This window comes from Profundibacter sp. (assembly GCF_965277155.1).
In the GTDB taxonomy this organism is placed as follows: Bacteria; Pseudomonadota; Alphaproteobacteria; order Rhodobacterales; family Rhodobacteraceae; genus Profundibacter.
In genome coordinates this window covers 482,129-504,950 of record NZ_CBDIBV010000010.1, presented here as the reverse complement: position 1 = coordinate 504,950, position 22,822 = coordinate 482,129, and the positions used below count along the sequence as shown (strand labels likewise).

Annotated in this window: 26 protein-coding genes, 1 tRNA gene and 2 pseudogenes; 16 read left to right on the top strand and 13 right to left on the bottom strand. The window is 57.8% G+C overall.

Annotation, left to right across the window (positions count from 1 at the left end; genetic code table 11):
• Nucleotides 1-106 precede the first annotated feature (106 nt).
• Complete coding sequence (locus tag ACQY4M_RS10400; RefSeq protein WP_428543706.1) at nt 107-1,954, bottom strand: ABC-F family ATP-binding cassette domain-containing protein; 1,848 nt, start codon at nt 1,952-1,954, stop codon at nt 107-109.
• Between the two features lie 130 nt (nt 1,955-2,084).
• Between ACQY4M_RS10400 and ndk the strand changes: the two genes are divergently transcribed.
• Nucleotides 2,085-2,507, top strand: a complete 423-nt coding sequence (ndk, locus tag ACQY4M_RS10395; RefSeq protein WP_428543704.1) for a nucleoside-diphosphate kinase — start codon at nt 2,085-2,087, stop codon at nt 2,505-2,507.
• A gap of 48 nt (nt 2,508-2,555) precedes the next feature.
• On the opposite strand, the gene ACQY4M_RS10390 is transcribed toward ndk, so the two are convergent.
• From ACQY4M_RS10390 to ACQY4M_RS10380, 3 genes are all read right to left on the bottom strand, one after another.
• Nucleotides 2,556-2,909: a TfoX/Sxy family DNA transformation protein gene (locus ACQY4M_RS10390; RefSeq protein ID WP_428543702.1), complete on the bottom strand. Its 354-nt coding sequence runs from the start codon at nt 2,907-2,909 to the stop codon at nt 2,556-2,558.
• Nucleotides 2,910-2,947: 38 nt separating this feature from the next.
• The gene (locus tag ACQY4M_RS10385) at nt 2,948-3,109 is read right to left on the bottom strand and encodes a hypothetical protein (RefSeq protein WP_428543700.1); all 162 of its coding nucleotides are present in this window, start codon (nt 3,107-3,109) and stop codon (nt 2,948-2,950) included.
• A 237-nt stretch (nt 3,110-3,346) separates the two neighbouring features.
• On the bottom strand, nt 3,347-3,574 hold the full coding sequence (locus ACQY4M_RS10380; RefSeq protein ID WP_428543698.1) for a DUF2849 domain-containing protein: 228 nt from the start codon (nt 3,572-3,574) through the stop codon (nt 3,347-3,349).
• 147 nt (nt 3,575-3,721) lie between these two features.
• Between ACQY4M_RS10380 and ACQY4M_RS10375 the strand changes: the two genes are divergently transcribed.
• Nucleotides 3,722-4,192 (top strand): Lrp/AsnC family transcriptional regulator, encoded by a 471-nt coding sequence (locus tag ACQY4M_RS10375; RefSeq protein ID WP_428543696.1) that lies wholly within the window; start codon nt 3,722-3,724, stop codon nt 4,190-4,192.
• Nucleotides 4,193-4,221: 29 nt separating this feature from the next.
• On the opposite strand, the gene ACQY4M_RS10370 is transcribed toward ACQY4M_RS10375, so the two are convergent.
• Nucleotides 4,222-4,296, bottom strand: a tRNA-Asn gene (locus ACQY4M_RS10370).
• 67 nt (nt 4,297-4,363) lie between these two features.
• Nucleotides 4,364-5,272: pseudogene (locus ACQY4M_RS10365) on the bottom strand (MBL fold metallo-hydrolase).
• Between the two features lie 43 nt (nt 5,273-5,315).
• Between ACQY4M_RS10365 and ACQY4M_RS10360 the strand changes: the two are divergent.
• Nucleotides 5,316-6,635 (top strand): ATP-binding protein, encoded by a 1,320-nt coding sequence (locus ACQY4M_RS10360; RefSeq protein ID WP_428544485.1) that lies wholly within the window; start codon nt 5,316-5,318, stop codon nt 6,633-6,635.
• A gap of 14 nt (nt 6,636-6,649) precedes the next feature.
• Here ACQY4M_RS10360 and ACQY4M_RS10355 read toward each other — a convergent pair whose 3' ends face one another.
• From ACQY4M_RS10355 to ACQY4M_RS10345, 3 genes are all read right to left on the bottom strand, one after another.
• Nucleotides 6,650-7,129 carry a helix-turn-helix transcriptional regulator gene (locus ACQY4M_RS10355; RefSeq protein ID WP_428543694.1) on the bottom strand — a complete coding sequence of 160 codons (480 nt, stop codon included), beginning with the start codon at nt 7,127-7,129 and terminating at the stop codon, nt 6,650-6,652.
• Nucleotides 7,130-7,186: 57 nt separating this feature from the next.
• Nucleotides 7,187-7,588, bottom strand: a complete 402-nt coding sequence (locus tag ACQY4M_RS10350; protein ID WP_428543692.1) for a hypothetical protein — start codon at nt 7,586-7,588, stop codon at nt 7,187-7,189.
• Nucleotides 7,589-7,725: 137 nt separating this feature from the next.
• Nucleotides 7,726-7,968: a hypothetical protein gene (locus ACQY4M_RS10345; protein WP_428543690.1), complete on the bottom strand. Its 243-nt coding sequence runs from the start codon at nt 7,966-7,968 to the stop codon at nt 7,726-7,728.
• 190 nt (nt 7,969-8,158) lie between these two features.
• Here ACQY4M_RS10345 and ACQY4M_RS10340 point away from each other — a divergent pair, with 190 nt between their 5' ends.
• On the top strand, nt 8,159-9,385 hold the full coding sequence (locus ACQY4M_RS10340) for an IS256 family transposase (protein ID WP_428539582.1): 1,227 nt from the start codon (nt 8,159-8,161) through the stop codon (nt 9,383-9,385).
• Between the two features lie 317 nt (nt 9,386-9,702).
• Here ACQY4M_RS10340 and typA read toward each other — a convergent pair whose 3' ends face one another.
• The 4 genes from typA to ACQY4M_RS10320 form a co-directional block, all read right to left on the bottom strand.
• Nucleotides 9,703-11,523 (bottom strand): translational GTPase TypA, encoded by a 1,821-nt coding sequence (typA, locus tag ACQY4M_RS10335; RefSeq protein WP_428543688.1) that lies wholly within the window; start codon nt 11,521-11,523, stop codon nt 9,703-9,705.
• A gap of 138 nt (nt 11,524-11,661) precedes the next feature.
• A complete protein-coding gene (locus ACQY4M_RS10330; RefSeq protein ID WP_428543686.1) occupies nt 11,662-12,876 on the bottom strand; it encodes an NADP-dependent isocitrate dehydrogenase in 1,215 nt (404 codons plus the stop codon).
• A gap of 133 nt (nt 12,877-13,009) precedes the next feature.
• On the bottom strand, nt 13,010-13,225 hold the full coding sequence (locus tag ACQY4M_RS10325) for a hypothetical protein (RefSeq protein ID WP_428543684.1): 216 nt from the start codon (nt 13,223-13,225) through the stop codon (nt 13,010-13,012).
• Nucleotides 13,226-13,232: 7 nt separating this feature from the next.
• A complete protein-coding gene (locus ACQY4M_RS10320; RefSeq protein ID WP_428543682.1) occupies nt 13,233-13,886 on the bottom strand; it encodes an alpha/beta hydrolase in 654 nt (217 codons plus the stop codon).
• A 149-nt stretch (nt 13,887-14,035) separates the two neighbouring features.
• Between ACQY4M_RS10320 and ACQY4M_RS10315 the strand changes: the two genes are divergently transcribed.
• From ACQY4M_RS10315 to ACQY4M_RS10260, 12 genes and pseudogenes are all read left to right on the top strand, one after another.
• Nucleotides 14,036-14,497, top strand: a complete 462-nt coding sequence (locus ACQY4M_RS10315) for an Rrf2 family transcriptional regulator (protein ID WP_428543680.1) — start codon at nt 14,036-14,038, stop codon at nt 14,495-14,497.
• Nucleotides 14,498-14,597: 100 nt separating this feature from the next.
• Nucleotides 14,598-15,647 (top strand): cysteine desulfurase family protein, encoded by a 1,050-nt coding sequence (locus ACQY4M_RS10310; RefSeq protein ID WP_428543678.1) that lies wholly within the window; start codon nt 14,598-14,600, stop codon nt 15,645-15,647.
• A 10-nt stretch (nt 15,648-15,657) separates the two neighbouring features.
• On the top strand, nt 15,658-17,181 hold the full coding sequence (gene sufB / locus ACQY4M_RS10305) for a Fe-S cluster assembly protein SufB (RefSeq protein ID WP_428543676.1): 1,524 nt from the start codon (nt 15,658-15,660) through the stop codon (nt 17,179-17,181).
• The gene (locus ACQY4M_RS10300) at nt 17,181-17,537 is read left to right on the top strand and encodes a hypothetical protein (RefSeq protein WP_428543674.1); all 357 of its coding nucleotides are present in this window, start codon (nt 17,181-17,183) and stop codon (nt 17,535-17,537) included. The genes sufB and ACQY4M_RS10300 overlap by 1 nt, the downstream gene beginning before the upstream one ends.
• Before the next feature lie 97 nt (nt 17,538-17,634).
• The gene (locus ACQY4M_RS10295) at nt 17,635-17,946 is read left to right on the top strand and encodes a hypothetical protein (RefSeq protein ID WP_428543672.1); all 312 of its coding nucleotides are present in this window, start codon (nt 17,635-17,637) and stop codon (nt 17,944-17,946) included.
• Nucleotides 17,943-18,203: a hypothetical protein gene (locus tag ACQY4M_RS10290; RefSeq protein ID WP_428543670.1), complete on the top strand. Its 261-nt coding sequence runs from the start codon at nt 17,943-17,945 to the stop codon at nt 18,201-18,203. Before ACQY4M_RS10295 ends, ACQY4M_RS10290 begins: the two co-directional genes overlap by 4 nt.
• Nucleotides 18,200-18,520 (top strand): heavy metal-binding domain-containing protein, encoded by a 321-nt coding sequence (locus ACQY4M_RS10285; protein WP_428543668.1) that lies wholly within the window; start codon nt 18,200-18,202, stop codon nt 18,518-18,520. Before ACQY4M_RS10290 ends, ACQY4M_RS10285 begins: the two co-directional genes overlap by 4 nt.
• 37 nt (nt 18,521-18,557) lie before the next feature.
• A complete protein-coding gene (gene sufC / locus ACQY4M_RS10280; RefSeq protein ID WP_428543666.1) occupies nt 18,558-19,313 on the top strand; it encodes a Fe-S cluster assembly ATPase SufC in 756 nt (251 codons plus the stop codon).
• A pseudogene (locus ACQY4M_RS10275) lies at nt 19,304-20,509 on the top strand (SufB/SufD family protein); the annotation flags it as partial. The gene sufC and the pseudogene ACQY4M_RS10275, both read left to right, overlap by 10 nt.
• A 4-nt stretch (nt 20,510-20,513) precedes the next feature.
• The gene (locus tag ACQY4M_RS10270; protein ID WP_428543664.1) at nt 20,514-21,005 is read left to right on the top strand and encodes a YIP1 family protein; all 492 of its coding nucleotides are present in this window, start codon (nt 20,514-20,516) and stop codon (nt 21,003-21,005) included.
• Nucleotides 21,002-22,225, top strand: coding sequence for a cysteine desulfurase (locus ACQY4M_RS10265; RefSeq protein WP_428543662.1), 1,224 nt, complete (start codon nt 21,002-21,004; stop codon nt 22,223-22,225). Before ACQY4M_RS10270 ends, ACQY4M_RS10265 begins: the two co-directional genes overlap by 4 nt.
• Nucleotides 22,226-22,360: 135 nt before the next feature.
• On the top strand, nt 22,361-22,822 hold the full coding sequence (locus ACQY4M_RS10260; protein WP_428543660.1) for a hypothetical protein: 462 nt from the start codon (nt 22,361-22,363) through the stop codon (nt 22,820-22,822).

Below are 22,822 nucleotides of genomic sequence, written 5' to 3'. Positions count from 1 at the left end.
GTGTCTCGAGGCAACTGGATAGGAGTATTCGGCAGGCAGCCCGAGGCAGCGGTTGCATTGCAACCGCGTTCGGGCTGCCTGTCGAATTCATTTAAACGAGACATGCTCATTTCTCGGCTTTTTCCAGCTTTTCCAATGCCTTAATCCACATATCGTCCGCGCGATCCAAAGCATTCATCACCTCGGAATATTTACGCTGCCACGGCTCGGCGCGGTTGCCCGCGTCTTCGTCATAGAGCGCCGGATCGGCCAGCTTTTTCGCCAGCTTGTCGCGCATTTCGTTCAGTTTACTGACCCGTTCCTCACATTTGCGCACATCGGCGCGCAAGGCAAGGATCGCGTCGCGGCTGGCGCGTTTGGGGGCGGCTTTGGGCTTTTTGGGCTTGTCGGGTGCCTCCTTGGTCAACAGATCCTTGCGGTAGGCTTCCAGATCTTCCTGCCAGACACTGACATGGCCATCTTTCACCAGCCACAAACGATCCGCTACCATCGACAACAGGTGCATATCGTGGCTGATCAGGATCACCGCGCCGGAATAGGCGGTCAATGCCTCGACCAATGCTTCACGGCTTTCGATATCAAGGTGGTTGGTTGGCTCGTCCAAGATCAGCAGATGCGGCGCGGGCAGGGTGGCCAGCAACAGCGATAGCCGCGCCTTTTGCCCGCCGGACAGGCGCCCGACCTCGGTTTCTGCCTGATCTGGGCCAAGGCCGAAACCGGCCAGACGGGCCCGCAGCCGCGCTTCGCCCTCGTCCGGGCGTTCACGGCGCAGGTGCTGGATCGGGGTTTCGTCAATGAACAATTCGTCCACCTGATGCTGGGCGAAAAAGCCGATCCGCAGCTTGCGCGAGGTCTGCATTTTGCCCGACATTGGTTGAAGTCTGTCTGATAACAGCTTGGCAAGAGTGGATTTTCCCTGACCGTTCTTGCCCAGCAACGCGATGCGGTCGTCCTGATCTATGCGCAGGTTCAGGTTTTTCAGAACCGCTTTGCCACCGTAACCCACAGACACACCTTCGGTGGCGATGATGGGGGGCGACAGTTCTTCGGGTTCCGGAAAGCTGAACACGGTGCGCGCTGCGTCTTCGGGTGCGCGGATGGTTTCCATCTTTTCCAGCATCTTCACACGGCTTTGCGCCTGTTTGGCCTTGGATGCCTTGGCCTTGAAGCGGTCCACAAAGCTTTGCAAATGGGCGCGGTGGGCTTCCTGTTTCTTGGCGGCCGCCGCCTGCACCTCGCGTTGTGCCTTGCGCTGGCGCACGAATTGGTCGTAGGGGCCGGTGTAATAGGTCAACTGGCGGTTTTCCAGATGCAGGATTGCGCCGACCGCACGGTTCAGCAATTCGCGGTCGTGGGAAATGATCAGCACGGTGTGCGGATATTTCACCAGATAGGCCTCGAGCCACAGCGCGCCTTCCAGATCCAGATAGTTGGTCGGCTCGTCTAGCAGCAGATAATCGGGCTGGGAAAACAACACAGCGGCCAAAGCCACCCGCATTCGCCAGCCGCCGGAAAAGGCAGAGCAGGGCATATGCTGTTCCTCGGCGTCAAACCCCAGACCCTTGAGGATCGAGGACGCGCGGGCCTCGGCGGAATAGGCGTCGATATCGGCCAGACGGGTGTGGATGTCGGCAATGCGATGCGGATCCTGTGCGGTTTCGGATTCGGCCATCAGTTCGGCGCGTTCCACATCGGCGGCCAGAACGGTGTTCAGCAGGGATACCTCGTTGCCGGGCACTTCCTGACTGACGCCGCCAATGCGGGCACGGGCGGGCAGGGTGATGGTGCCGGTTTCCGACGGGATATCGCCACGGATCAGGTTGAACAGCGTGGTTTTACCCGCGCCATTGCGCCCGATCAGGCCCACCTTGTGGCCCGTTGGAATCACGGCATTGGCCCCTTCGAAAAGGGGACGGCCCTGGATTGCGTAGTTCAGATCATTGATGCGTAACATGGGGGGCGGATTGACCAAAGCTTGAGCGAAGGTCAATCACCACTTTTCAAGGGGCGGTTGGCATGTTAGCAGGGCGGCGAAATTATCACGGGGCGGGCAGGTGCCTGCCGCAAACAGGAAAGAGACCATCATGGCCATTCAACGCACATTCAGCATCATCAAACCCGATGCCACCAAACGCAACCTGACCGGCAAAATCGTTGCCAAATTCGAAGAGGCCGGCCTGCGGGTTGTTGCCAGTAAGCGCATCCAGCTGACACTGGCGCAGGCGCAGGAATTCTATGGCGTGCACAAGGAACGCCCCTTCTTTGACGAGCTGTGCGAATTCATGATCTCCGAGCCGATCGTTGTGCAGGTTCTGGAAGGCGAAGACGCGATTGCGAAAAACCGCGAAGTTATGGGCGCCACAAACCCTGCCGATGCGGCTGACGGCACCATCCGCAAGGAATTTGCCCTGTCAATCGGCGAAAACTCGGTTCACGGCTCGGACGCACCGGAAACTGCGGCTGTTGAAATTGCATACTTTTTTTCGGGTCTTGAAATCGTAGGATAGGCGGCACATCGCTCCCTGTCGGGCGCTCTTTGCCTGCGAAGAAGTCCGTCAGGGCTGATGAGCGCCCCGATCAATCACCCCTATCATATCAAGGGCCGCTTCCAGTTCGGAGCGGCCTTTGTCATGTGCATTGTCTGAAATACTGGCCTTGATTGCGTCAAAGCGAACGCGCAGGGCCTTTTTCTCGTCCCGCTGACAATCATTCCAGGGACGCCCCTGCAGCCCCATCACCATCGCGTAATAGCCGATGAAATGCGGTTTGCCGCCCGATTGCAGCAGCTTGGTGTAGGCCGCATCCGGCCCAAGGTCGCGCAATTGCTCCGCCGTGGTTATCCCCGCCCGCGCATAAACAGCGTCGGAGGCAGGGCAAAGGTTGCGGATACTGGAAACGGGATCAGGCATAGGCCAAAGCCTAGCTTTTCGGTTCCAATAATTAAACCCTAGATGCTGGCCCAGTCTGTGATCAGCTGAACTTTGGGCTTTTCCTCGGTCTTCGGGGCGGCTTGCACCCCTTCCAGACGTTCGGTCACATAGCCGATTTTGCGCGGTTGCGGCTCGGGCTTGGATTGTGCCTGATCATCACTTGGCTGATAGCTTGCCATGGTCTTGCTCCTGATAGGGACCAGTGGGGTCCGGTTGCCTCTGTTCTCTCCTCCCTAAGCACCTCGTTGTTCGGGCGCTGTTTGATAAGAGGGGATCACGTCACTGTGGGTATTCGTGGGATGAAATGGGGCAAGAATGTGGCGGCGTTGTGTGGGCAAAATTGCGCCCCGCTACATCTTGTGTGCAGCGGGGCGTTTGATCAAACTGGACAGAGTTTTATTGATGGAATGTGCGATTTATGCCGCAGCCAGTTGGGCAAAACCGAATTCGCCCACAACCGCGTCAACCAACGTTGCCCCAGTGACTTCGCGCAAGCGCCGCGCAAAGGCCAGACGCCAGTCAAAATCCTCGGCCCCCAGCAATTCGGCCACAGCGATATCGCCGGTCCAGGCATCGCAAGAGGTCAGGTAAACGGTTTCGCCGTCAGATACGGAAACGGCCGAGATTACTTTGGGATGTGTCATCATAGGCTCCTTGAATAGGGGTTGTGCTTTGATGTCAGTATAGAATATTGTTCTATTAAACAGCTATATCTCAAACAAATTAAGGGTGATATCGGTTGTGTGGCTAATAATATGGAACGTATGTTCCGTTTCGAGAGGGGATTTGGAATGAACGCACAACTTGACGGGCTGGACCGGAAAATCCTTGCGCAACTGCAAGAGGATGCTTCGCTGTCTTTGGACGAAATCGCCCGCAAAGTGGGGTCATCAAAGACACCGGTGTGGAACCGGATTCGCAAACTGAAGGCCGCGGGGGTGATCGGCCGGCAAACAGTGCTGCTGGACCCGCTGTCGCTGGGGCTTGAGGCCTGTTTCTTTGTGCTGGTGCGCACCAGTGAACATGATGCGGATTGGCAGGCGCGGTTTTTGGCCACCCTCAAGGCCCGTCCCGAAGTGATGGAGGCCCATCGTCTGGCCGGCGACATTGATTACATCCTGAAAGTGCGGGTGAAGAATGCCAAAGCCTATGACGATTTTTATCAGGCGCTGATTGCCGAGGTGAAAATTTTCAATGTCACGGCGTTGTTGTCGATGGAAGAGATCAAATCGACGACGGTGCTGCCGGTTGGTGACGAATAAGCGGCGGTGGCCTGATTTCTAAGGGTGGATGGCTCCGACGGTAGGGATCGAACCTACGACCAATTGATTAACAGTCAACTGCTCTACCACTGAGCTACGTCGGAACATGTCGGCGGATATAGCAACGGGTTTGGGGCGCGTCCAGAGGGATTTTCAACAAAACGCATTTTTCTATAGGCGGATGAATTCCGCATCCTGCGACAGGGTTTTCAAAGGCTTGATGCGCCCGCGCGTTGTCAGGTCGATCAGATGGGCGAAAACATTTCTTTCGGCTGCCGGGAAAAGGGCGGGGGGGGTGTCGGTATAAACCTGTTTGGTCAGGGTGGCGACAGTTGCGGGTCTGTCCCCCAATGCCGCCAGAATTTGCGCTTCGCGAGATTGGCGGTGGGTGATCAGCCATTGGATGCGCTTTGCAGGTTGGGTGATCGGGGCGCCGTGGCCCGAATGAAAAACCGCATCATCCCGCGCTGCCAGTCGCGCGCAAGAGGCCATGAACTGTGTCAGATCCCCGTCAGGCGGCTAAACCAGTGAACTGGCCCAGCCCATCACATGATCGCCCGTAAACAGCGCATCCCCCCATGCAAAGCACAGATGGTTGCCGATATGGCCGGGGGTCCAGAGCGCTTGCAGGCTCCAGTCGGGGCCGGTGATGTCCTCCTTGTCCTGCAAGATGTGGTCGGGGCTAAAATTGGCGTCGATGCCTTCGCCACCGCCGGTCAGGCCACGGGCCACCAGATCGGCCATCACGTCGCTACGGCCCGCAGAACTGTCGCCATAGGCCATGACGGGGGCACCTGTAGCCTCGGCCAGCGGGCGGGCAAGGGGGGAGTGGTCGGTGTGGCTGTGGGTGATAAGGATGGCGGTGATCACCTCGCCTTTGATGGCGTCCATGATGGCGTCGAGATGGGCGGGGATGGCGGGGCCGGGATCAATCAGCGCCACTTGTCCGTGTCCGACGATATAGGTGTTGGTGCCGCGCCATGTCATCGGGGACGGGTTGGGCGCAAGGATGCGGCGCAGGTTTGGGGCCAGTTGCTCGGCCACACCGGCAGGCGGGTTGAAATCTGCATCCATCGTCATAATCCGGCTTCCCCTCGTGGCTGTGCCCCGTTACGTTTCCTTTATGAACTTTAAATGGCTCAAACGCTATATGCCCCGCAGCCTTTATGGCCGTGCCGCGCTGATCCTTCTGGTGCCGATCGTGACGACGCAACTGGTTGTCTCGGTTGTGTTTGTCCAGCGGTATTACGAGGCGGTGACGGTGCAGATGACCACCAGCGTGGTGCACGAGCTGGAGTATCTGCTGCGCCAGATTAATGCTGCGCCGGATGTTGAAACGGCGGTGGACCGGCTGGCCGAGTTGCAAGAACCGCTGGCGATGGAGATTGCCCTGCCTGCCCCGGAGGTCGGGCAAGAGCGCCGCGCCTTTGCCGATCTGTCGGGGCGGGCGATGATCAAAACCCTGCGTGGCGGGGTCGAAGGGGTGAAAGCGGTTGACCTGCTCAGCAATGATGATCTGGTTCAGATCTGGATCGAGACCCGATTTGGCGACCTGAAAGTGGTGTTTGACCGGTTGCGTGTTTCGGCTCGCAATCCGCACCAACTGCTGGTGCTGATGGTGTTTACCGGCATCCTGATGACCCTGATTGCCATTATTTTCCTGCGCAACCAGTTGCGCCCGATCAAACGTCTTGCGGCGGCATCCGAGGCGTTCGGCAAGGGGCAGGTGGTGCCATTTCATCCAACAGGTGCGACCGAAGTGCGGGCGGCGGGCAATGCTTTTTTGGCCATGCGGGCGCGGATTGACCGGCAGATAGAACAGCGCACGATGATGCTGTCCGGTGTCAGCCATGATTTGCGGACGCCTTTGACGCGGCTGAAGCTGGGCCTGTCGATGATGGAAGAAAGCGATGATATAGCTGATCTGCAACAGGATGTGGCAGATATGGAAGGGCTGCTGGACGGGTTTCTGGATTTCGCCCGAGGCGACGCCGGGGAAGAGCCGCAGGAGGTCGATCCGCTGGAACTGGTCCGGCATGCCATAAGCAATGCGCACAGGGGCGGCAAGGCTGTAGAACTGGGCAAGGTCAGTGGCAAAGGCACAATGATGCTGCGTCCCAAGGTGGTGCTACGCGCGGTGGAAAACCTGATCGGCAATGCGGTGCGTTACGGCAGCCGCGCGGTGGTGTCGGTGATGATGACGGACCGAACACTGGTGATCAGTGTCGAGGATGACGGGCCGGGTATTGCCGCTGCTGACCGCGACGAAGCGATGAAACCGTTTTCACGGCTGGAACCGGCGCGCAACCAGAACAAAGGGTCAGGTGTGGGTCTGGGCCTGTCGATTGCGCTGGATGTTGCACGGGCACATGGCGGGTCCTTGCGGTTGGGGGAAAGCGAAATGCTGGGCGGGCTAAAAGTTGATCTGGTGCTGGCGCGCTAGCTGGTGTCTACGCCCTAGAGCAACAGATCCTCGACCAGCAACGACATCAATTGCGATTTGCCGTTTACGCCGGCCTTTTTGTAAATCGCCGTGCCCTGGGTTTTGACCGTGCCTTCGCGGGTGTTGCGCAACTCGGCAATCTCGGAAATCGACATGCCTTTCAGGATATACCACGCCACTTCGGTTTCGGCCGGTGTCAGGCCCAGTTTGGCAAAATATTCGCGAACCACATCGGTGAACTGCCCCGACGTCAGCCGGTGTGCGGTTTTCGCCCGCTGCATTTCACGCCGCGCGGTGATCGCCAGTGCGACCCCCATCAGACTTCCCAGTATCAGCCCCAGTGTCGCGCCGATTTCAACGATTTCACGTTGTTCCCAACGCAAGGGGATAACAGGCAGGCCCAGAACCGACGCCAGAATTTCCCACAGGAAATAGGCGCCGCAAATCATTTGCAGCGCCACCAGAAGCCAGACGATCAGGGGGTGTTTCAACATCGCCTGAACCTTTGTTGACGAATGAGGGCGATATTATGTGTGCGAGTGCGCATTTTTCTAGAACCCTCCGGGGCCGCTACCGCCGCCACCCGGACCACTGCCGCCGCCCGGACCACTGCCGCTACCCGGACCACTGCCGCTACCCGGCCCTCCCATGCCCCCAGGGTCGGGTGTGCCGGGACCGGTCGGGCTTGACGGCATATTGGAATCGGAGTTCTCGTTGAAAACCTGATCATTCAGGACCGCCCCCGAGCGGCGGTTCAACACCACTTCGCGCAGGGTTTGGCCTTTTTTGGCAACGATCAGTATTCGTCCAAGCCATGTTCGGCGCACTTCCGAAACCTTATAGCCCTCGTCTTGCAACATCTGCACGACCGGTGCGGAGACATCGTTTTGTGCAAGGGCCGGAGCGGCCCAGCCCAATAGCAGAATGAATGTCCAGACCATTGCGTGTTTCATAACAAGAATCCCGAGGTTAAGTGTTGCGTTGTCCCGCGTCTATTCCCCCTGCGCAATGCGATAAGATCACGCAGGGGGGTGCAGGTGTCAACTGGGGATGGGACAATCAGGTGACACCCATTCCCTTGGCAAAGAGATTAGGGGCGCCCCGGGCCGCCGGCGCCACCACCAGCACCGCCGCCCATGCCACCACCACCAACACCGCCGCCCATGCCACCAGCGGCGCTTGAAGCCGTTGCGCCCATATCGCCAGCGCGCTCACGGGCACGTTCGCGTGTCTGTTCCATAGAGGTCTGACGATCTTCGCGAATGGCTGCAACCTGTTCCTGAATATCGGCGATTTGCTCGTCTGTCAGTGTGGACATGTCAATGTCTGTCACGGCAACTTCCTCGCCTGTGGCAGGGTTGGTTACGACAGGCACGTCCTGTGCCAGTGCGGGGAAAGCCGAGAAGGCCAGTGCGACGAATGTGGGTAGTGTCGCGAGTTTGGTGGAAATTCGAGGACGGCGTAATCTCCGGGTGCATCGAAGCCACCCAACCGGCGGCTGGAACCGCCAAGGAGATCACGCCATGACAAAGAATACAGCAACATCGACATCCGCGCTACTGGCCAATGAAGCAGGCTATGACCCGATTGAAGACCGGCTGCGCCAGAACATCCGCGCGACGATCGAGGCGGTTTTCGAAGAGGAGCTGGAGCAGTTTCTGGGCCGTTGCCGGTATGGCCGCAGCGGCGGGGCAAAGGCCGGATACCGCCACGGGCATCGCGAGCGGCAACTGGTCGGAACATTTGGAACCGAAACGGTGCGCGTGCCGCGTGCGCGGATCACAGGCGAGGCCGGCAAGGCCAGAGAATGGCGCTCGAAGGCATTGCCCCGCTACCAGCGGCTGACGAAGAAGGCCGAGGCGCTGATCGCTGCTGTCTACCTTTCGGGCACCAACACACGGCGGGTAAAACGCGCCCTGTTCGGCCTGTTTCAGGGGGCGGTCAGCAAGGATGTGGTGAGCCGCGCCTGGCGCAAGGTGAAGGTGGACTGGCAGGCGTGGTGCGCCCGCAGCCTTGCGGATGAAGACATCGTGCGGCTGATCCTGGACGGCACCGTGATCAAAACGCGGATTGACAGGAAGGCCACCAATATCTCGGTTCTGGCCGCGATTGGCGTGCGCCGGGATGGGCAGAAGGTCTTGTTATCACTGATGAACATGGGCGGCGAAAGCACCTCCGCCTGGCGTCAGTTCATCAACGATCTGGATGCGCGCGGGTTGAAACGGCCCGAATTTGTCATCGTGGACGGGGCACCGGGACTTGAGGTCGCTCTCATTGCCCTCTGGGGTGAAGATCTGCCGATCCAGAGGTGCACGGTGCACAAGCACCGCAACCTTCTGGCCAAGGCACCCAAGCGTATGCATGATGAGTTGACAGAAGATTACCGCGACATGATCTACGCCAAAACACCCGAGGAAATCGCCACCCGCCGCAAGGCATTTCTGCGAAAATGGCGGCTGAAATGCAAGGCCGTCGCTGACAGCTTGGAAGAAGCAGGAGATAAGCTTTTCACCTTCACGCGTCTGCCACAAGGCCAGTGGAAATCGGCCAGAACGACAAATGCGATCGAACGCCTGAACGAGGAATTCCGCCGCCGCATCAAGACCCAGACCGTGCTGCCATGCGCCGAGACCGTGCCGATGCTGCTTTGGGCTCTGATGGCCTCGGGGCAGATCGTCATGCGAAAGGTCGATGGCTGGGAAACGCTCGCTCAGCCCGTCGCCGACGCAACCCTTGACCAAGCCGCCTGACCGGCGCATAACTCAACCCGCTCGGAGGTGCCTGAAATCAATTTCCACCACTTTCGAGACACAACCCGAATGTGAGTGATAGCTTGTTCATGGTAAACCTCGTTAAATATTTGCTGCGGCAGGATCGCCACTGCCGTCAATGAAAGGGTTTTCGCTGCCATCCTCTATTGCGCCGGGGTCCTGTTTTGGCCCGCATAAGCAAAGGTCTTATGCTGTTTAGACCTGTGTCTTATGAATAAACGCAAAAAAGCCCCGCAAATTGACTTGCGGGGCTTATAAATCGGGCAAAACCCGTAAATCATATTTTGAACAGGCGTTTAGCCTTCGGAACGGGCGGCGCGTTTGCGCTCGTGGGGGTCCAGATGACGCTTGCGCATACGAATCGCATTCGGTGTGACCTCGACCAGTTCGTCGTTGTCGATATAGGCAATGGCCTCTTCCAGCGACAGGGTGATCGGGGTGGTCAGGCGCACGGCCTCGTCCGTACCCGAGGCCCGCACGTTGGTCAGTTTCTTGCCTTTCAGCGGGTTCACTTCCAGATCATTTTCACGACTGTGCTGGCCGATGATCATGCCGGTATAAACCTGTTCCTGCGCACCGATAAACATACGACCGCGATCTTCCAGATTGAACAGTGCATAAGCCACCGAAACTCCGCTTTCCATCGAGATCAGAACGCCCGCCCGGCGGCCCGGGATCGACCCCTTGTGCGGCGCCCATTCGTGGAACACACGGTTCAGCACACCGGTGCCGCGCGTGTCGGTCATGAATTCACCGTGATAGCCGATCAATCCGCGTGATGGCACATGCGCGATGATGCGGGTTTTGCCAACACCGGCAGGTTTCATTTCCGCCAGCGCGCCTTTGCGCGGGCCGGTCAGCTTCTCGATCACGACGCCGGAATATTCGTCGTCGACATCGATGGTGACTTCCTCGATCGGCTCGCAGCGCTGCCCGTCGATTTCCTGAAACAGAACCTGCGGGCGCGAGATTGACAGCTCGAACCCTTCACGGCGCATGTTTTCGATCAAAACACCCATTTGCAATTCGCCACGGCCTGCAACCTCGAAGGCCTCGCCGCCCGGCGTGTCGGTGACACGAATGGCAACGTTTGTTTCGGCCTCTTTCATCAGACGGTCACGGATCACGCGCGACTGCACCTTTTTGCCGTCACGACCGGCCAGCGGGCTGTCGTTGATGCCAAAGGTCACGGTGATGGTGGGCGGATCAATCGGCTGGGCCGGAATGGCGGTATCGACATCCAGCGCGCATAATGTGTCGGCCACAGTGGCGGCCGACATGCCGGCAATGGAAACGATATCGCCGGCTTCGGCCACATCAATCGGTTTCTGGTCCAGCCCGCGGAAGGCCAGAATTTTGGTGACGCGGAACTGTTCTATCTTTTCGCCTTCGCGCGACAGGGCCTTGATGGTCTCGCCTACCTTCAATGTGCCGCTTTCAACGCGACCGGTCAAAAGGCGGCCGATGAACGGATCGGCGCCCAAAGTGGTGGCCAGCATCGAGAACGGCTCGTCCCGACGGGCGATCTGTGCGGGGGCGGGGACGTGTTTGATAATCAGATCAAACAGCGCATCCAGATTTTCGCGGGGTCCGTCCAGTTCCATATCGGCCCAGCCAGACCGGCCCGAGGCATACATGGCAGGGAAATCGAGCTGCTCGTCCGTGGCGTCCAGATTGGCGATCAGGTCGAACACCTCGTCCAGCGCGCGGTCGGGTTCGGCGTCGGGTTTGTCGACCTTGTTCAGAACCACAATCGGGCGCAGGCCCAGGGCCAGCGCCTTGGCGGTCACGAATTTGGTCTGGGGCATCGGACCTTCGGCTGCGTCCACCAGCAACACAACCCCGTCCACCATCGACAGGATGCGTTCCACCTCGCCGCCGAAATCGGCGTGGCCGGGGGTATCGACGATATTGATGCGGATGCCGTTCCATTCCACCGAAGTGGCCTTGGCAAGGATGGTGATGCCGCGCTCGCGTTCCAGATCGTTGCTGTCCATTGCGCGCTCGACGGTGGTTTCGTTATCACGGTAGATACCGGATTGCTTCAGCATTTCATCCACCAGCGTGGTTTTGCCGTGGTCAACGTGAGCGATGATAGCGATATTTCGCATGTCCATAAGAATAAGCCTTTTAGGGATGTTTGGGGCGCGCATAACCTGCCTTTGCCCCAAAGGAAAGCCCTTATGGGTAGGAAAGCACGAAAAAGGGCGAAGGATATTGCACCTTCGCCCCTGTTTTTTGCAGCTTGGTAAGGGTTAGCCCGCCAGCGCCTTGTTCAGGTTTGTATCGATGGCCTCAAGGAAGCCTTCGGTGGTCAGCCATTTCTGTTCTGGGCCAACCAGCAGGGCCAGATCCTTGGTCATCTGGCCGCTTTCAACCGTATCGACAACCACTTTTTCCAGTGTTTCGGCAAAGGTCTTCAGGGCGTCATTACCGTCCAGCTTGGCGCGGTGCTTCAGACCACCGGTCCAGGCATAGATCGAGGCGATCGAATTGGTCGAGGTCGCCTCGCCCTTCTGGTGCTGGCGATAATGGCGGGTAACGGTGCCATGGGCCGCTTCGGCCTCGACGGTTTTTCCATCCGGTGTCATCAGGATCGAGGTCATCAGGCCAAGGCTGCCAAAGCCCTGCGCCACGGTGTCCGACTGCACGTCGCCATCGTAGTTCTTGCAAGCCCAGACAAATTTTCCGTGCCATTTCATGGCGCAGGCGACCATGTCGTCAATCAGGCGGTGTTCATAGGTGATGCCGGCCTTTTTGAATTTATCTTCGAATTCCTGCTCGAAGACCTCTTGGAACAAATCCTTGAAGCGGCCGTCATAGGCCTTGAGGATGGTGTTTTTGGTCGACAGATAAACCGGCCAGCCCAAATTCAGTCCGTAGTTTAGCGATGCACGGGCAAAATCGCGGATGCTGTCATCGCGGTTGTACATGCCCATGGCAACACCGGCGGACGGGGCGTCATAGATTTCCTCTTCGATCACGGTGCCGTCTTCACCAACGAATTTCATCGTCAGTTTGCCAGCACCGGGAAAGCGGAAATCGGTGGCTTTGTATTGGTCGCCAAAGGCGTGGCGACCAATCACGATCGGATGGGTCCAGCCGGGCACAAGGCGGGGAACGTTTTTACAAATGATAGGGGCGCGAAAAATCGTACCGCCCAGAATGTTTCGCAAGGTGCCGTTTGGCGATTTCCACATTTTCTTCAGGCCGAATTCTTCAACGCGGGCCTCATCCGGCGTAATGGTGGCGCATTTTACGCCGACGCCGTATTTCTGGATCGCGTGGGCGGCGTCGATGGTGACCTGGTCATTCGTGCGGTCGCGCTCTTCCATGCCCAGATCGTAATATTTCAGATCAATGTCCAGATAGGGCAGGATCAGCTTTTTCTTGATGAAATCCCAGATGATGCGGGTCATTTCGTCGCCGTCGAGTTCGACGACGGGGTTTTCTACCTTGATCTTGGTCATAGGGTGCTCCGGTTTTGATATGGATTCGCTTGATGGCCTTCTAGCGTAAAGACGGGCAGGGGGAAAGTCTGTATGCGGTCGTATACCGAATATTTATATCCACACACCCATTAACGGGAGTTATGTCTCCGGTTCACGGTTTTGGCTTGTTCAGTTTCGAAAGATAAACCCGCGCGCGCCTGTCAGCCTTGCGAACGCGAATGGCGGTCATAAAGGCCTCTTGTGTGGTGATGGAATCCGCCCCCAGAATTTCGGCAACACGGTCGATGATCATGTCATCATCGTGTTCCTCGACCGCTTTCAGGGCCTCCTGGGCCAGTTGATCGGCCAGATCTTCGACAATTCCCATGTTTTGGCTACCTTGTGGTTTCGGTCAGACGGCGGCGAACGTATGTTTCAACGTTGTTCTGCAACGTGTCCATATGCTCGTCCTCAAAGAAATGGCCCGAACCCTCGATTTCCTGGTGGGTAATTGTGATGCCCTTTTGTTCGTGCAGTTTTTCGACCAGAAGCTGAGTGTCCTGCGGTGGCGCCACGCGATCGGCGGTGCCGTTGATGATCAGACCCGAGGCCGGGCAGGGCGCAAGGAAGCTGAAGTCATACATGTTGGCCGGAGGTGATACGCTGATAAAGCCGGTGATTTCGGGGCGGCGCATCAAAAGTTGCATACCGATCCACGCACCGAAGGAAAATCCGGCGACCCAGCAATGTTTGGAATTGGGGTTCAGGGTTTGCAGATAATCCAGCGCCGAGGCCGCATCGGACAATTCACCAACGCCTTGGTCATATTCGCCTTGGCTACGGCCCACACCGCGGAAATTGAACCGCAACACGGTAAAACCCATGTTGTAGAAGGTGTAATGCAGATTATAGACCAGCCGGTTGTTCATTGTGCCGCCGAACTGCGGATGCGGGTGCAAAACGATGGCGATCGGGGCGTCTTTGGCCTTTTGCGGGTGATAGCGGCCTTCCAGGCGGCCTTCGGGGCCGGGAAATATGACTTCGGGCATTCTTGTCGTCCTCTTATCTGGCGTGGGCGCGTTGACTGTATATCAATGGCACCTTAGACCTTTTCCATAACCGGTTAGTGCGGTCAGGGGGTTTATTGGGAAGTAAGCGTCGTGGCGGCGAAGGTCAATATATTTGGGGGTGAATGGCGATGAAACTCAGCACAAAGGGCAGATATGCAATGGTTGCACTGGCCGATCTGGCGATTCAGCCCGATGGCGGGCTGGTGTCACTGGCCGAAATTTCGGCACGGCAGGATATTTCGCTACCCTATCTGGAACAGCTGTTCGTGAAACTGCGCCGCGCCGAATTGGTGGAATCTGTACGCGGGCCAGGCGGCGGGTACCGGCTGACGCGTAACCCGTCCGAGATCCGGATTTCGGACGTGATGGTGGCCGTGGATGAAACGGTTTCGGCGATGCACACAGGGGCGGGGGCCAAGGGGGCGGCGTCGGGTTCAAAGGCGCAGTCGATGACCAACCGGTTGTGGGAAGGGCTGTCGGCACATGTTTACGTGTTTTTGCACCAGACGCGCCTGTCGGATGTGATTGCCAACGAACTGGCACCCTGTCCGGCGGTGCCGAACCTGTTCGAGGTGGTGGACGACAAATAGGGTTTGTGCCGCGCTACGCGCGTCACCCCGGGCGCCCCTGACGGGGGGCGGGTGCCTCCGGCAGAGGTATTTATGAAAAGCAGAAGAGAGGGGCCGTCGTATGAAGCGGACATATCTGGATTGGAACGCGACAACGCCTTTGCGGGACGATGCGCGCGCGGCGATGATTGCGGCGATGGATGTGGTGGGCAATCCGTCCAGCGTGCATTTCGAGGGGCGTGCGGCGCTGGGGATTGTGGCGCGGGCGCGGGCGCAGGTGGCGGCGGCGTTCGGGGCGGACGGGGCGGATGTGATTTTCACCGCCAGCGCGACCGAGGCGGCGGCGCTGGGGCTGGCGGGCAAGGGGATGCATTGCGGCGCGGTGGAGCATGACGCGGTGGCGGCATGGTGCACGGCGGATTTGCCGGTGGATGCAGACGGTCGGGTGACGGTGGCTGATCCGGCCAAGGCAGCGTTGCAGGTGGCCAACAGCGAAACCGGCGTGTTGCAGGATTTACCCGAAGGGTTGGCGTTGACCGACGCGACGCAGGCCTTTGGCAAGCTGCCATTTGCGTTCAACTGGTGCGGGGCCGAAATGGCGCTGATTTCCGCGCACAAGCTGGGCGGGCCCAAAGGGGTTGGCGCCTTGGTGGTGAAACGGGGCAGCGACGTAAGCGCGCAGGTTAAGGGCGGCGGTCAGGAAATGGGGCGGCGCGCGGGCACCGAAAATGTCATAGGAATAGCGGGTTTTGGCGCGGCAGCCGAGGCCGCAGCGGCAGATTTGGCGCGCGGAATCTGGGACGAAGTTGCGGAAATTAGAAAGATTCTAGAAATTTCGCTGGCAGAATCGGAAAAAGATACTATTTTTGTCGGGAATGGTGTCGCGCGGCTTCCGAACACCTCTTGTTTCGCCCTGCCGGGTTGGAAAGGCGAGACACAGGTGATGCAGATGGATCTGGCCGGTTTCGCGGTTTCTGCCGGTTCGGCCTGCTCAAGCGGCAAGGTGCGGGCCAGTCGTGTTTTACAGGCGATGGGGTTTGGCGACACCATTGCTGCCAGCGCGATCCGGGTCTCGATCGGGGCGGCGACGACAAAGGAAGATGTGCAGCGCTTTGCAAAAGCATGGGGCGCTGCGGCGAAAAAGTTTAAGGCGCGTCATGGCGCGGGATGAAGGAAACAAAATGGCTGCAACAGGCGATATGATTGCGAAAGAGGGCGTCGAGGAAGAAACCGTTGATGCGGTGCGCACCCTTGCCGACAATTACAAATATGGCTGGGAAACCGATATCGAGATGGATTACGCCCCCAAAGGCGTGAACCGCGACATCGTGCGGCTGATTTCAAAAAAGAATGAAGAACCGGAATGGATGCTGGAATGGCGTCTGGCCGCGTTCGAGCGGTGGGAGAAGCTGGTCGAGCCCAAATGGGCGATGGTGAACTATCCCGATATCGATTTTCAGGACATTTATTATTACGCCCGCCCCAAGTCGATGGAGGTCAAACCGAAATCGCTGGACGAGGTGGACCCGAAACTGCTGGCGACCTATGAAAAACTGGGCATCCCGCTGCAGGAGCAGATGATTTTGGCCGGTGTCGAAGGCGCCGAGGCCACCCCTGCCGACGGGCGCAAGGTGGCGGTGGATGCGGTGTTTGATTCCGTTTCCGTGGGCACAACGTTCCAGAAAGAGCTGGCCGAAGCGGGCGTAATTTTCTGCTCGATCTCGGAAGCGATCCGCGAGCATCCCGAACTGGTGAAGAAATATCTGGGGTCCGTGGTGCCGGTTTCAGACAACTTCTACGCCACTCTGAACAGCGCGGTATTTTCCGACGGGTCCTTTGTTTACATCCCGCCTGGCGTGCGCTGCCCAATGGAGCTGTCCACCTATTTCCGCATCAACGCCGAAAATACCGGCCAGTTTGAACGCACCCTGATCATTGCCGACAAGGGCAGCTATGTCAGCTATCTTGAGGGCTGTACCGCGCCCAAACGCGATGTGGCGCAATTGCATGCCGCGGTGGTCGAGATCATCATCGAGGAAGACGCCGAGGTGAAATATTCCACCGTGCAAAACTGGTATCCTGGGGACGAGGACGGCAAGGGCGGGATTTACAATTTCGTCACCAAGCGGGCCGATTGCCGTGGCGACAATGCCAAGGTGATGTGGACGCAGGTTGAAACCGGATCCGCCGTGACGTGGAAATACCCAAGCTGCATTTTGCGAGGCGATAACACGCAGGGCGAATTCTACTCGATCGCCATTACAAACAATTACCAGCAGGCCGATACCGGCACCAAAATAGTGCATCTGGGCAAGAATTCAAAATCGCGAATCGTATCCAAAGGGATTTCTGCGGGTAAGGCGCAGAACACCTATCGCGGGCTGGTGTCGATGCATCCAAAGGCGAAAAACTCGCGCAACTATACCCAGTGCGACAGCCTGCTGATCGGCGATAAATGCGGCGCGCATACGGTGCCTTATATCGAGGTGAAGAACAATTCATCGCGGGTGGAGCACGAGGCCACGACCAGTAAAGTGGATGACGAGCAAATGTTCTATTGCCGCCAGCGCGGCATGGACGAGGAAGAAGCGGTGGCGCTGATCGTCAACGGCTTTGCCAAGGAAGTGTTGCAGGCCCTGCCAATGGAATTTGCGATGGAAGCGCAGGCGCTGGTGGCGATTTCGCTTGAGGGGTCGGTGGGGTAGTGCAGTTTCGCAACCAACATAACAGTCCCCAGCGTGCGAATGATCCATTGCATATGGAGCACGTAGGTGTGGTTCGGGCATTTTTCATGCCCGCATTTGTGTTGGTTACGATTCTGGTTGGTGTATTGGGGTTTATCTATGCATCAGACTATCTGAATCCTGTTCCCATCATGTTGATTGCCATTGGTGCCGGATTGGTAAGCGGGCTGATGGTGCTGAAGTCTATCATTCGCAATCGCCAGAAACATCTGGTTCCAAAAACCGAGGAAATGCGCAGAGTCAAAGAAGCTGAAAAACAAAAACAGATTGACGCAATGTTGCGGGAAAACTCTGATATCCCGAAGGTGACGAAATGAGGATTTTCGGCGTGCCATTCCTAGGTAAGTTGGTTCTTTTCACTGACAGTATCTGTTGTGACAAAACCCGTCTGATTGCGGGGGCTATGGAATAGTTATGTTCTTTGGTCAATATAATGCGCCTGCCGGGCTGCAACTTGCGGGGGTCGCCGGTTTTCTCGTGCCGTTGATTGTGGTGCCGAATATTCTGATACGGGTGTTTGATGCGCCAATCCTGCAAAGCCTAATTATTGGTGGTATTTTTGCTGCCGCCGGATCGCGCCTTGCGGGGAATTATGTAGAAAAGAAAATGCGTCAAGCCAAAGAAGCCGAAAGAAAAAGGCGGCTTGAAGAACGCGAGGCCAAGACGCAACAACAGATCGACGCAATGTTGCGGGAAAGCTCGAAAATACCGAAGGTGACGAAATGACCGAAGCCCCCACCCTCAAACGCCCGCCACCCCCCGAGCCGATCCGCCTGATGATGACCGCTTTCATGGCCTTCATCAAAGGGGCGGTTATATCGGCCATCGTGATTGCGCCGTTTCTGGGGATTTGGGCGGCGGAGGGCACGTCGCTGGCTTTCACCACATTCTGCGTCTGGCTGGCCCATAAAAAGGGGCCGGGTGTGGGGTTGGTCGAGCGTAAAAAACCCGCTGATACGAACAATCCGGAGGTGCAGGAATGATCACAACCACCACGCCCACAATCGAGGGCCGTAAAATCACCGCCTACCACGGGATCGTCACCGGCGAGACAATCATGGGGGCCAATATCATGCGCGATATTGTCGCCTCGATCACCGATATTGTCGGGGGCCGTTCGGGCACCTACGAGGCCAAGCTGCAAGAGGGGCGCGAGATCGCCCTGCGGGAAATGCAGCAACGTGCCACCGCGGCCGGCGGCAACGCCGTTGTCGGGGTCGATCTGGATTATGAAGTACTGGGCAAGGCCGGTTCGATGCTGATGGTATCGGCGACCGGCACTGCTGTAACCGTTGAATAGCTTTGGACAAAAACGAAGCGCGCTTTGAGGAAATAAAATGCTGAAAATCAAGAACCTGCACGTCAAACTTGAAGACGAGGACAAGCAAATCCTGAAAGGGGTCGATCTGGAAGTCGGGCCTGGTCAGGTGCATGCGATCATGGGGCCGAACGGGTCGGGCAAATCGACGATGTCTTATGTGCTGTCGGGTCGAGATGGCTATGAGGTGACCGAAGGGTCCGCCACGCTGGACGGGGTTGACCTGCTGGGGCTGGACCCCGAAGAACGCGCCGCAATGGGGCTGTTTCTGGCATTCCAGTATCCTGTGGAAATTCCCGGTGTTGGCAACATGACCTTCCTGCGCACGGCCGTAAATGCACAGCGCAAGGCGCGGGGCGAGGAGGAGCTGTCGGCAGGGGAATTCCTGAAGGTGATCCGCGCCAAGGCCAAGACGCTGAAAATCGACGCCGATATGTTGAAACGTCCCGTCAATGTGGGCTTTTCTGGTGGCGAGAAGAAGCGCAACGAAATCCTGCAAATGGCGATGCTGGAGCCCAAGATGTGCATCTTGGATGAAACCGATTCCGGTCTAGATGTGGATGCGATGAAGCTGGTTTCCGAAGGGGTGAACGCCCTGCGGGATGGCAAGCGGTCGTTCCTGGTTATCACGCATTATCAACGGCTTCTGGACCATATCAAACCTGACGTGGTGCATATCATGGCTGATGGGCGGATCATCAAATCCGGTGGCCCCGAACTGGCGCTCGAGGTTGAACACAACGGTTATGCCGATATTCTGGCGGAGGTTGCCTGATGGAATCCGCCCGCAAACAGGCGCAGGAACGGCTGGACGCAATGGGCCTGCCGCAGCGCCGCGATGAATACTGGAAATACACCCGCCCCGATCTGCTGACCACGGATGATGTGGCACCGGCCGCGATCCTAAATCTGGACGAAGCCCCGTTGTTTGACGCGATCGACCGGCTGAAAATCGTGTTTGTCGACGGGGTGTTTGATGCGCAAGCCTCTGACGATCTGTCGATGGCAGGGATCGAGATTACCCTGCTGAAAGACGCGCCAGACTGGGCTGATGCGCTTTATGGCACGCTTGAGGCTGCGGGCCAAAAACCCGTTGCCCGCCCGCTGGCCGCCTTGAACAGCGCCAATGCTCGTGAAGGCGTGGTGATCCGTGCCACAGGCAAGGCGGCAAAACCTGTCAGCATGATTTATGTCCGTAAATCAGAGGCTTCTGATGTGATGCTGCATCACGTTATCCGCGTGGAAGAGGGCGCTGATCTGACCATTCTGGAAAACGGCCCCGCTGGTGCGCGGTTCAATTCGGTGATGGAAGTGGACATTGCCGACAAGGGCGCTTTCCACCATGTCCGTGCTATGGGGCGCGACCATGAACGCCGCGCGGCCACGCATATTTTTGGCCGCCTTGGGCATGAAAGCAAATTCAAAAGCTTTACCATGACGATCAACGGCAAGCTGACCCGCAATGAAGTTGTGCTGGAACTGATCGGTAATGACGCCATCGCCCATATCGCCGGTGCGGCGATGGGGGATGGTGATTTTCTGCATGACGATACCGTGTTCATCACCCATGACAGCCAGAATTGCGAAAGCCGCCAGGTGTTCAAAAAGGTGCTGCGCAATGGCGCAACTGGCGTGTTTCAGGGCAAAATTCTGGTAAAACCGGGCGCCCAGAAAACCGATGGCTATCAAATGAGCCAATCGTTGTTGCTGGATGATGAAGCACAGTTTTTTGGCAAGCCCGAGCTGGAAATCTATGCCGATGATGTGATGTGTAGCCACGGCTCGACCACCGGCGCGATTGACGACGAGGCAATGTATTACCTGCGCTCGCGTGGCGTGCCCAAGGTGGACGCGCAGGATATGCTGGTGCTCGCCTTCATGGCCGACGCGATAGACGAGATCGAGGACGAGGCAATCGCCGACGACATCCGCGCCCGTCTCGAGGGCTGGCTGGCCCGTCACAGGGGTTAGCGTCATGGCGCTGACGGGGGACATCGTCGCAACCTATCGCGGGCCGGGCAGGGTGGTGAAACGCCTGCTGGAAAAAGGCCGCAGCGAGCCATTTGCGCTGTCAATCGCGATGGCGGGCTGTGTGGTGGCCTTTGTCGCGCAATGGCCGCGCATATCGCGGGAATCCTACCTGCAAGGGGCCGAGAGCGAGGGCGCGCTGTCCTATTACTCGGCCTTTATCGCGCTGGTGTTCATCATGCCGGTGATCCTCTATGTGCTGGCGGCCGTGTCGCATCTGGTGTCGCGTCTGCTGGGCGGGCAGGGCAGTGGATATGGCGCGCGGATTGCGGTGTTCTGGGCCTTTCTGGCCTCGGCCCCGTTGTTCTTGTTTCATGGTATGGTTGCTGGTTTTATCGGGCCGGGACAGCAGCAAACCATTGTCGGGTTTCTGTGGTTTGCGGCATTTGTCTGGTTCTGGATTGCAGGGTTGCGACAGGCGGAATGGGGAATGAAATGACATATGATGTAAACGAGATCCGCAAAGATTTTCCTATTCTGTCGCGGCAGGTCAACGGCAAGCCGCTGGTCTATCTGGACAATGGCGCGTCCGCCCAGAAACCGCAGGTGGTGATTGACGCCGTAACGCGCAGTTATTCCGAAGAATATGCCAATGTCCACAGGGGCTTGCACTACCTTTCCAATCTGGCCACCGACAAATACGAGGCCGTGCGCGGCATCATTGCGCGGTTCCTGAATGTGGCGGATGAACGCGAAATCGTGCTGAATTCGGGCACCACCGAGGGGATCAATATGGTCGCCTACGGCTGGGCGATGAAGAACCTGAAGGCAGGTGATGAAATCATCCTGTCGGTGATGGAACACCACGCCAATATCGTGCCATGGCATTTCCTGCGCGAACGCATGGGCGTGGTGCTGAAATGGGTCGATATTGATGCGGTTGGCGATCTGGACCCGCAAAAGGTGATCGACGCCATCAGCGACAAAACCCGCCTGATTGCCGTCACCCACATGTCGAATGTTCTGGGCACGGTGGTGGATGTGAAAACCATCTGTCACGAGGCGCGCGCACGCGGGATTCCGGTGCTGGTGGATGGCTCGCAAGCCACGGTGCATATGCCGGTGGATCTGGCCGATATTGGATGCGACTTCTACCCGATTACGGGGCATAAACTGTATGGCCCATCGGGATCCGGCGCGATTTATGTGCGCAAGGAACGGATGGCCGAAATGCAGCCTTTCATGGGGGGCGGGGACATGATCCGCGAAGTGACCCGTGATTGTGTCAGCTATAATGACCCGCCGATGATGTTCGAGGCCGGCACGCCGGGTATCGTGCAGACCATCGGTCTGGGCGTGGCGCTGGAATACATGATGGCGCTGGGGATGGACAACATTGCCGCCCATGAGCGCCATTTGCGCGATTATGCGCGGGCGCGACTGGATGGGCTGAACTGGCTGAACGTCCAGGGGCAATCCGCCGGCAAGGGGGCGATTTTCTCGTTCACCATGGAAGGGGCGGCGCATGCGCACGACCTGTCGACGGTGCTGGACAAAAAAGGCGTGGCTGTGCGGGCAGGGCATCACTGCGCCCAACCGTTGATGGAGTTTCTGGGGGTTCCGGCCACAGCGCGGGCGTCTTTCGGACTATATAACACCCCCGACGAGGTGGACATATTGGTGGACGCGCTGGAGCTGTGTCACGAGCTGTTTGCATAAAAACTATCAGTTTAAAATTAAAACCATTCTAGATTTGACCTGCATCAAAGAATTGCATGTATCACATTCGCTACACTGAATGTGATAGCATTATAACCTGACTCGATTCCTTCGGGTGTGCAGGGAGGGGATGATATGCATTTTCTGGATTGGCAAAAAGGTGTGACGGCAGGGGCGATGCTGTTGGCAATGACCTTTGGCGCGCACGCACAGCAATCTACGGCACCGGATGCACCGGGAATTCCGATCGGGGCAACCAGCACCGCCGACCATAGCAAATTTGCAATTTTGCAACGCGATTTCACATCTGGGCCCGAGGTAACCTCGGCCTGTCTGACCTGCCATAACGAGGCAGACGACCAGATGATACACTCGATCCATTTCAAATGGGAATTCGAGAACCCCAAAACCGGCCAACTGCTGGGCAAACGCCATGTGATCAATTCCTTTTGCGGCAATGTCGCCGGGAATGAGCCGCGCTGTACATCCTGCCACGCCGGTTATGGCTGGGACGATATGTCGAACCCGCCGCCGCGCCAATCCACGGTTGGCACCGGCTGGGATGAAACCCTGCCACGGCCTACACCGGCCAGCTGA

What these genes read in the sequence shown, in the direction of transcription:
- ACQY4M_RS10400 (WP_428543706.1), bottom strand. Translation starts at nt 1,954, where the DNA reads ATGTTACGCATCAATGATCTGAACTACGCAATCCAGGGCCGTCCCCTT.
- ndk (WP_428543704.1), top strand. Translation starts at nt 2,085, where the DNA reads ATGGCCATTCAACGCACATTCAGCATCATCAAACCCGATGCCACCAAA.
- ACQY4M_RS10390 (WP_428543702.1), bottom strand. Translation starts at nt 2,909, where the DNA reads ATGCCTGATCCCGTTTCCAGTATCCGCAACCTTTGCCCTGCCTCCGAC.
- ACQY4M_RS10385 (WP_428543700.1), bottom strand. Translation starts at nt 3,109, where the DNA reads ATGGCAAGCTATCAGCCAAGTGATGATCAGGCACAATCCAAGCCCGAG.
- ACQY4M_RS10380 (WP_428543698.1), bottom strand. Translation starts at nt 3,574, where the DNA reads ATGACACATCCCAAAGTAATCTCGGCCGTTTCCGTATCTGACGGCGAA.
- ACQY4M_RS10375 (WP_428543696.1), top strand. Translation starts at nt 3,722, where the DNA reads ATGAACGCACAACTTGACGGGCTGGACCGGAAAATCCTTGCGCAACTG.
- ACQY4M_RS10360 (WP_428544485.1), top strand. Translation starts at nt 5,316, where the DNA reads ATGAACTTTAAATGGCTCAAACGCTATATGCCCCGCAGCCTTTATGGC.
- ACQY4M_RS10355 (WP_428543694.1), bottom strand. Translation starts at nt 7,129, where the DNA reads ATGTTGAAACACCCCCTGATCGTCTGGCTTCTGGTGGCGCTGCAAATG.
- ACQY4M_RS10350 (WP_428543692.1), bottom strand. Translation starts at nt 7,588, where the DNA reads ATGAAACACGCAATGGTCTGGACATTCATTCTGCTATTGGGCTGGGCC.
- ACQY4M_RS10340 (WP_428539582.1), top strand. Translation starts at nt 8,159, where the DNA reads ATGACAAAGAATACAGCAACATCGACATCCGCGCTACTGGCCAATGAA.
- typA (WP_428543688.1), bottom strand. Translation starts at nt 11,523, where the DNA reads ATGGACATGCGAAATATCGCTATCATCGCTCACGTTGACCACGGCAAA.
- ACQY4M_RS10330 (WP_428543686.1), bottom strand. Translation starts at nt 12,876, where the DNA reads ATGACCAAGATCAAGGTAGAAAACCCCGTCGTCGAACTCGACGGCGAC.
- ACQY4M_RS10325 (WP_428543684.1), bottom strand. Translation starts at nt 13,225, where the DNA reads ATGGGAATTGTCGAAGATCTGGCCGATCAACTGGCCCAGGAGGCCCTG.
- ACQY4M_RS10320 (WP_428543682.1), bottom strand. Translation starts at nt 13,886, where the DNA reads ATGCCCGAAGTCATATTTCCCGGCCCCGAAGGCCGCCTGGAAGGCCGC.
- ACQY4M_RS10315 (WP_428543680.1), top strand. Translation starts at nt 14,036, where the DNA reads ATGAAACTCAGCACAAAGGGCAGATATGCAATGGTTGCACTGGCCGAT.
- ACQY4M_RS10310 (WP_428543678.1), top strand. Translation starts at nt 14,598, where the DNA reads ATGAAGCGGACATATCTGGATTGGAACGCGACAACGCCTTTGCGGGAC.
- sufB (WP_428543676.1), top strand. Translation starts at nt 15,658, where the DNA reads ATGGCTGCAACAGGCGATATGATTGCGAAAGAGGGCGTCGAGGAAGAA.
- ACQY4M_RS10295 (WP_428543672.1), top strand. Translation starts at nt 17,635, where the DNA reads ATGTTCTTTGGTCAATATAATGCGCCTGCCGGGCTGCAACTTGCGGGG.
- ACQY4M_RS10290 (WP_428543670.1), top strand. Translation starts at nt 17,943, where the DNA reads ATGACCGAAGCCCCCACCCTCAAACGCCCGCCACCCCCCGAGCCGATC.
- ACQY4M_RS10285 (WP_428543668.1), top strand. Translation starts at nt 18,200, where the DNA reads ATGATCACAACCACCACGCCCACAATCGAGGGCCGTAAAATCACCGCC.
- sufC (WP_428543666.1), top strand. Translation starts at nt 18,558, where the DNA reads ATGCTGAAAATCAAGAACCTGCACGTCAAACTTGAAGACGAGGACAAG.
- ACQY4M_RS10270 (WP_428543664.1), top strand. Translation starts at nt 20,514, where the DNA reads ATGGCGCTGACGGGGGACATCGTCGCAACCTATCGCGGGCCGGGCAGG.
- ACQY4M_RS10265 (WP_428543662.1), top strand. Translation starts at nt 21,002, where the DNA reads ATGACATATGATGTAAACGAGATCCGCAAAGATTTTCCTATTCTGTCG.
- ACQY4M_RS10260 (WP_428543660.1), top strand. Translation starts at nt 22,361, where the DNA reads ATGCATTTTCTGGATTGGCAAAAAGGTGTGACGGCAGGGGCGATGCTG.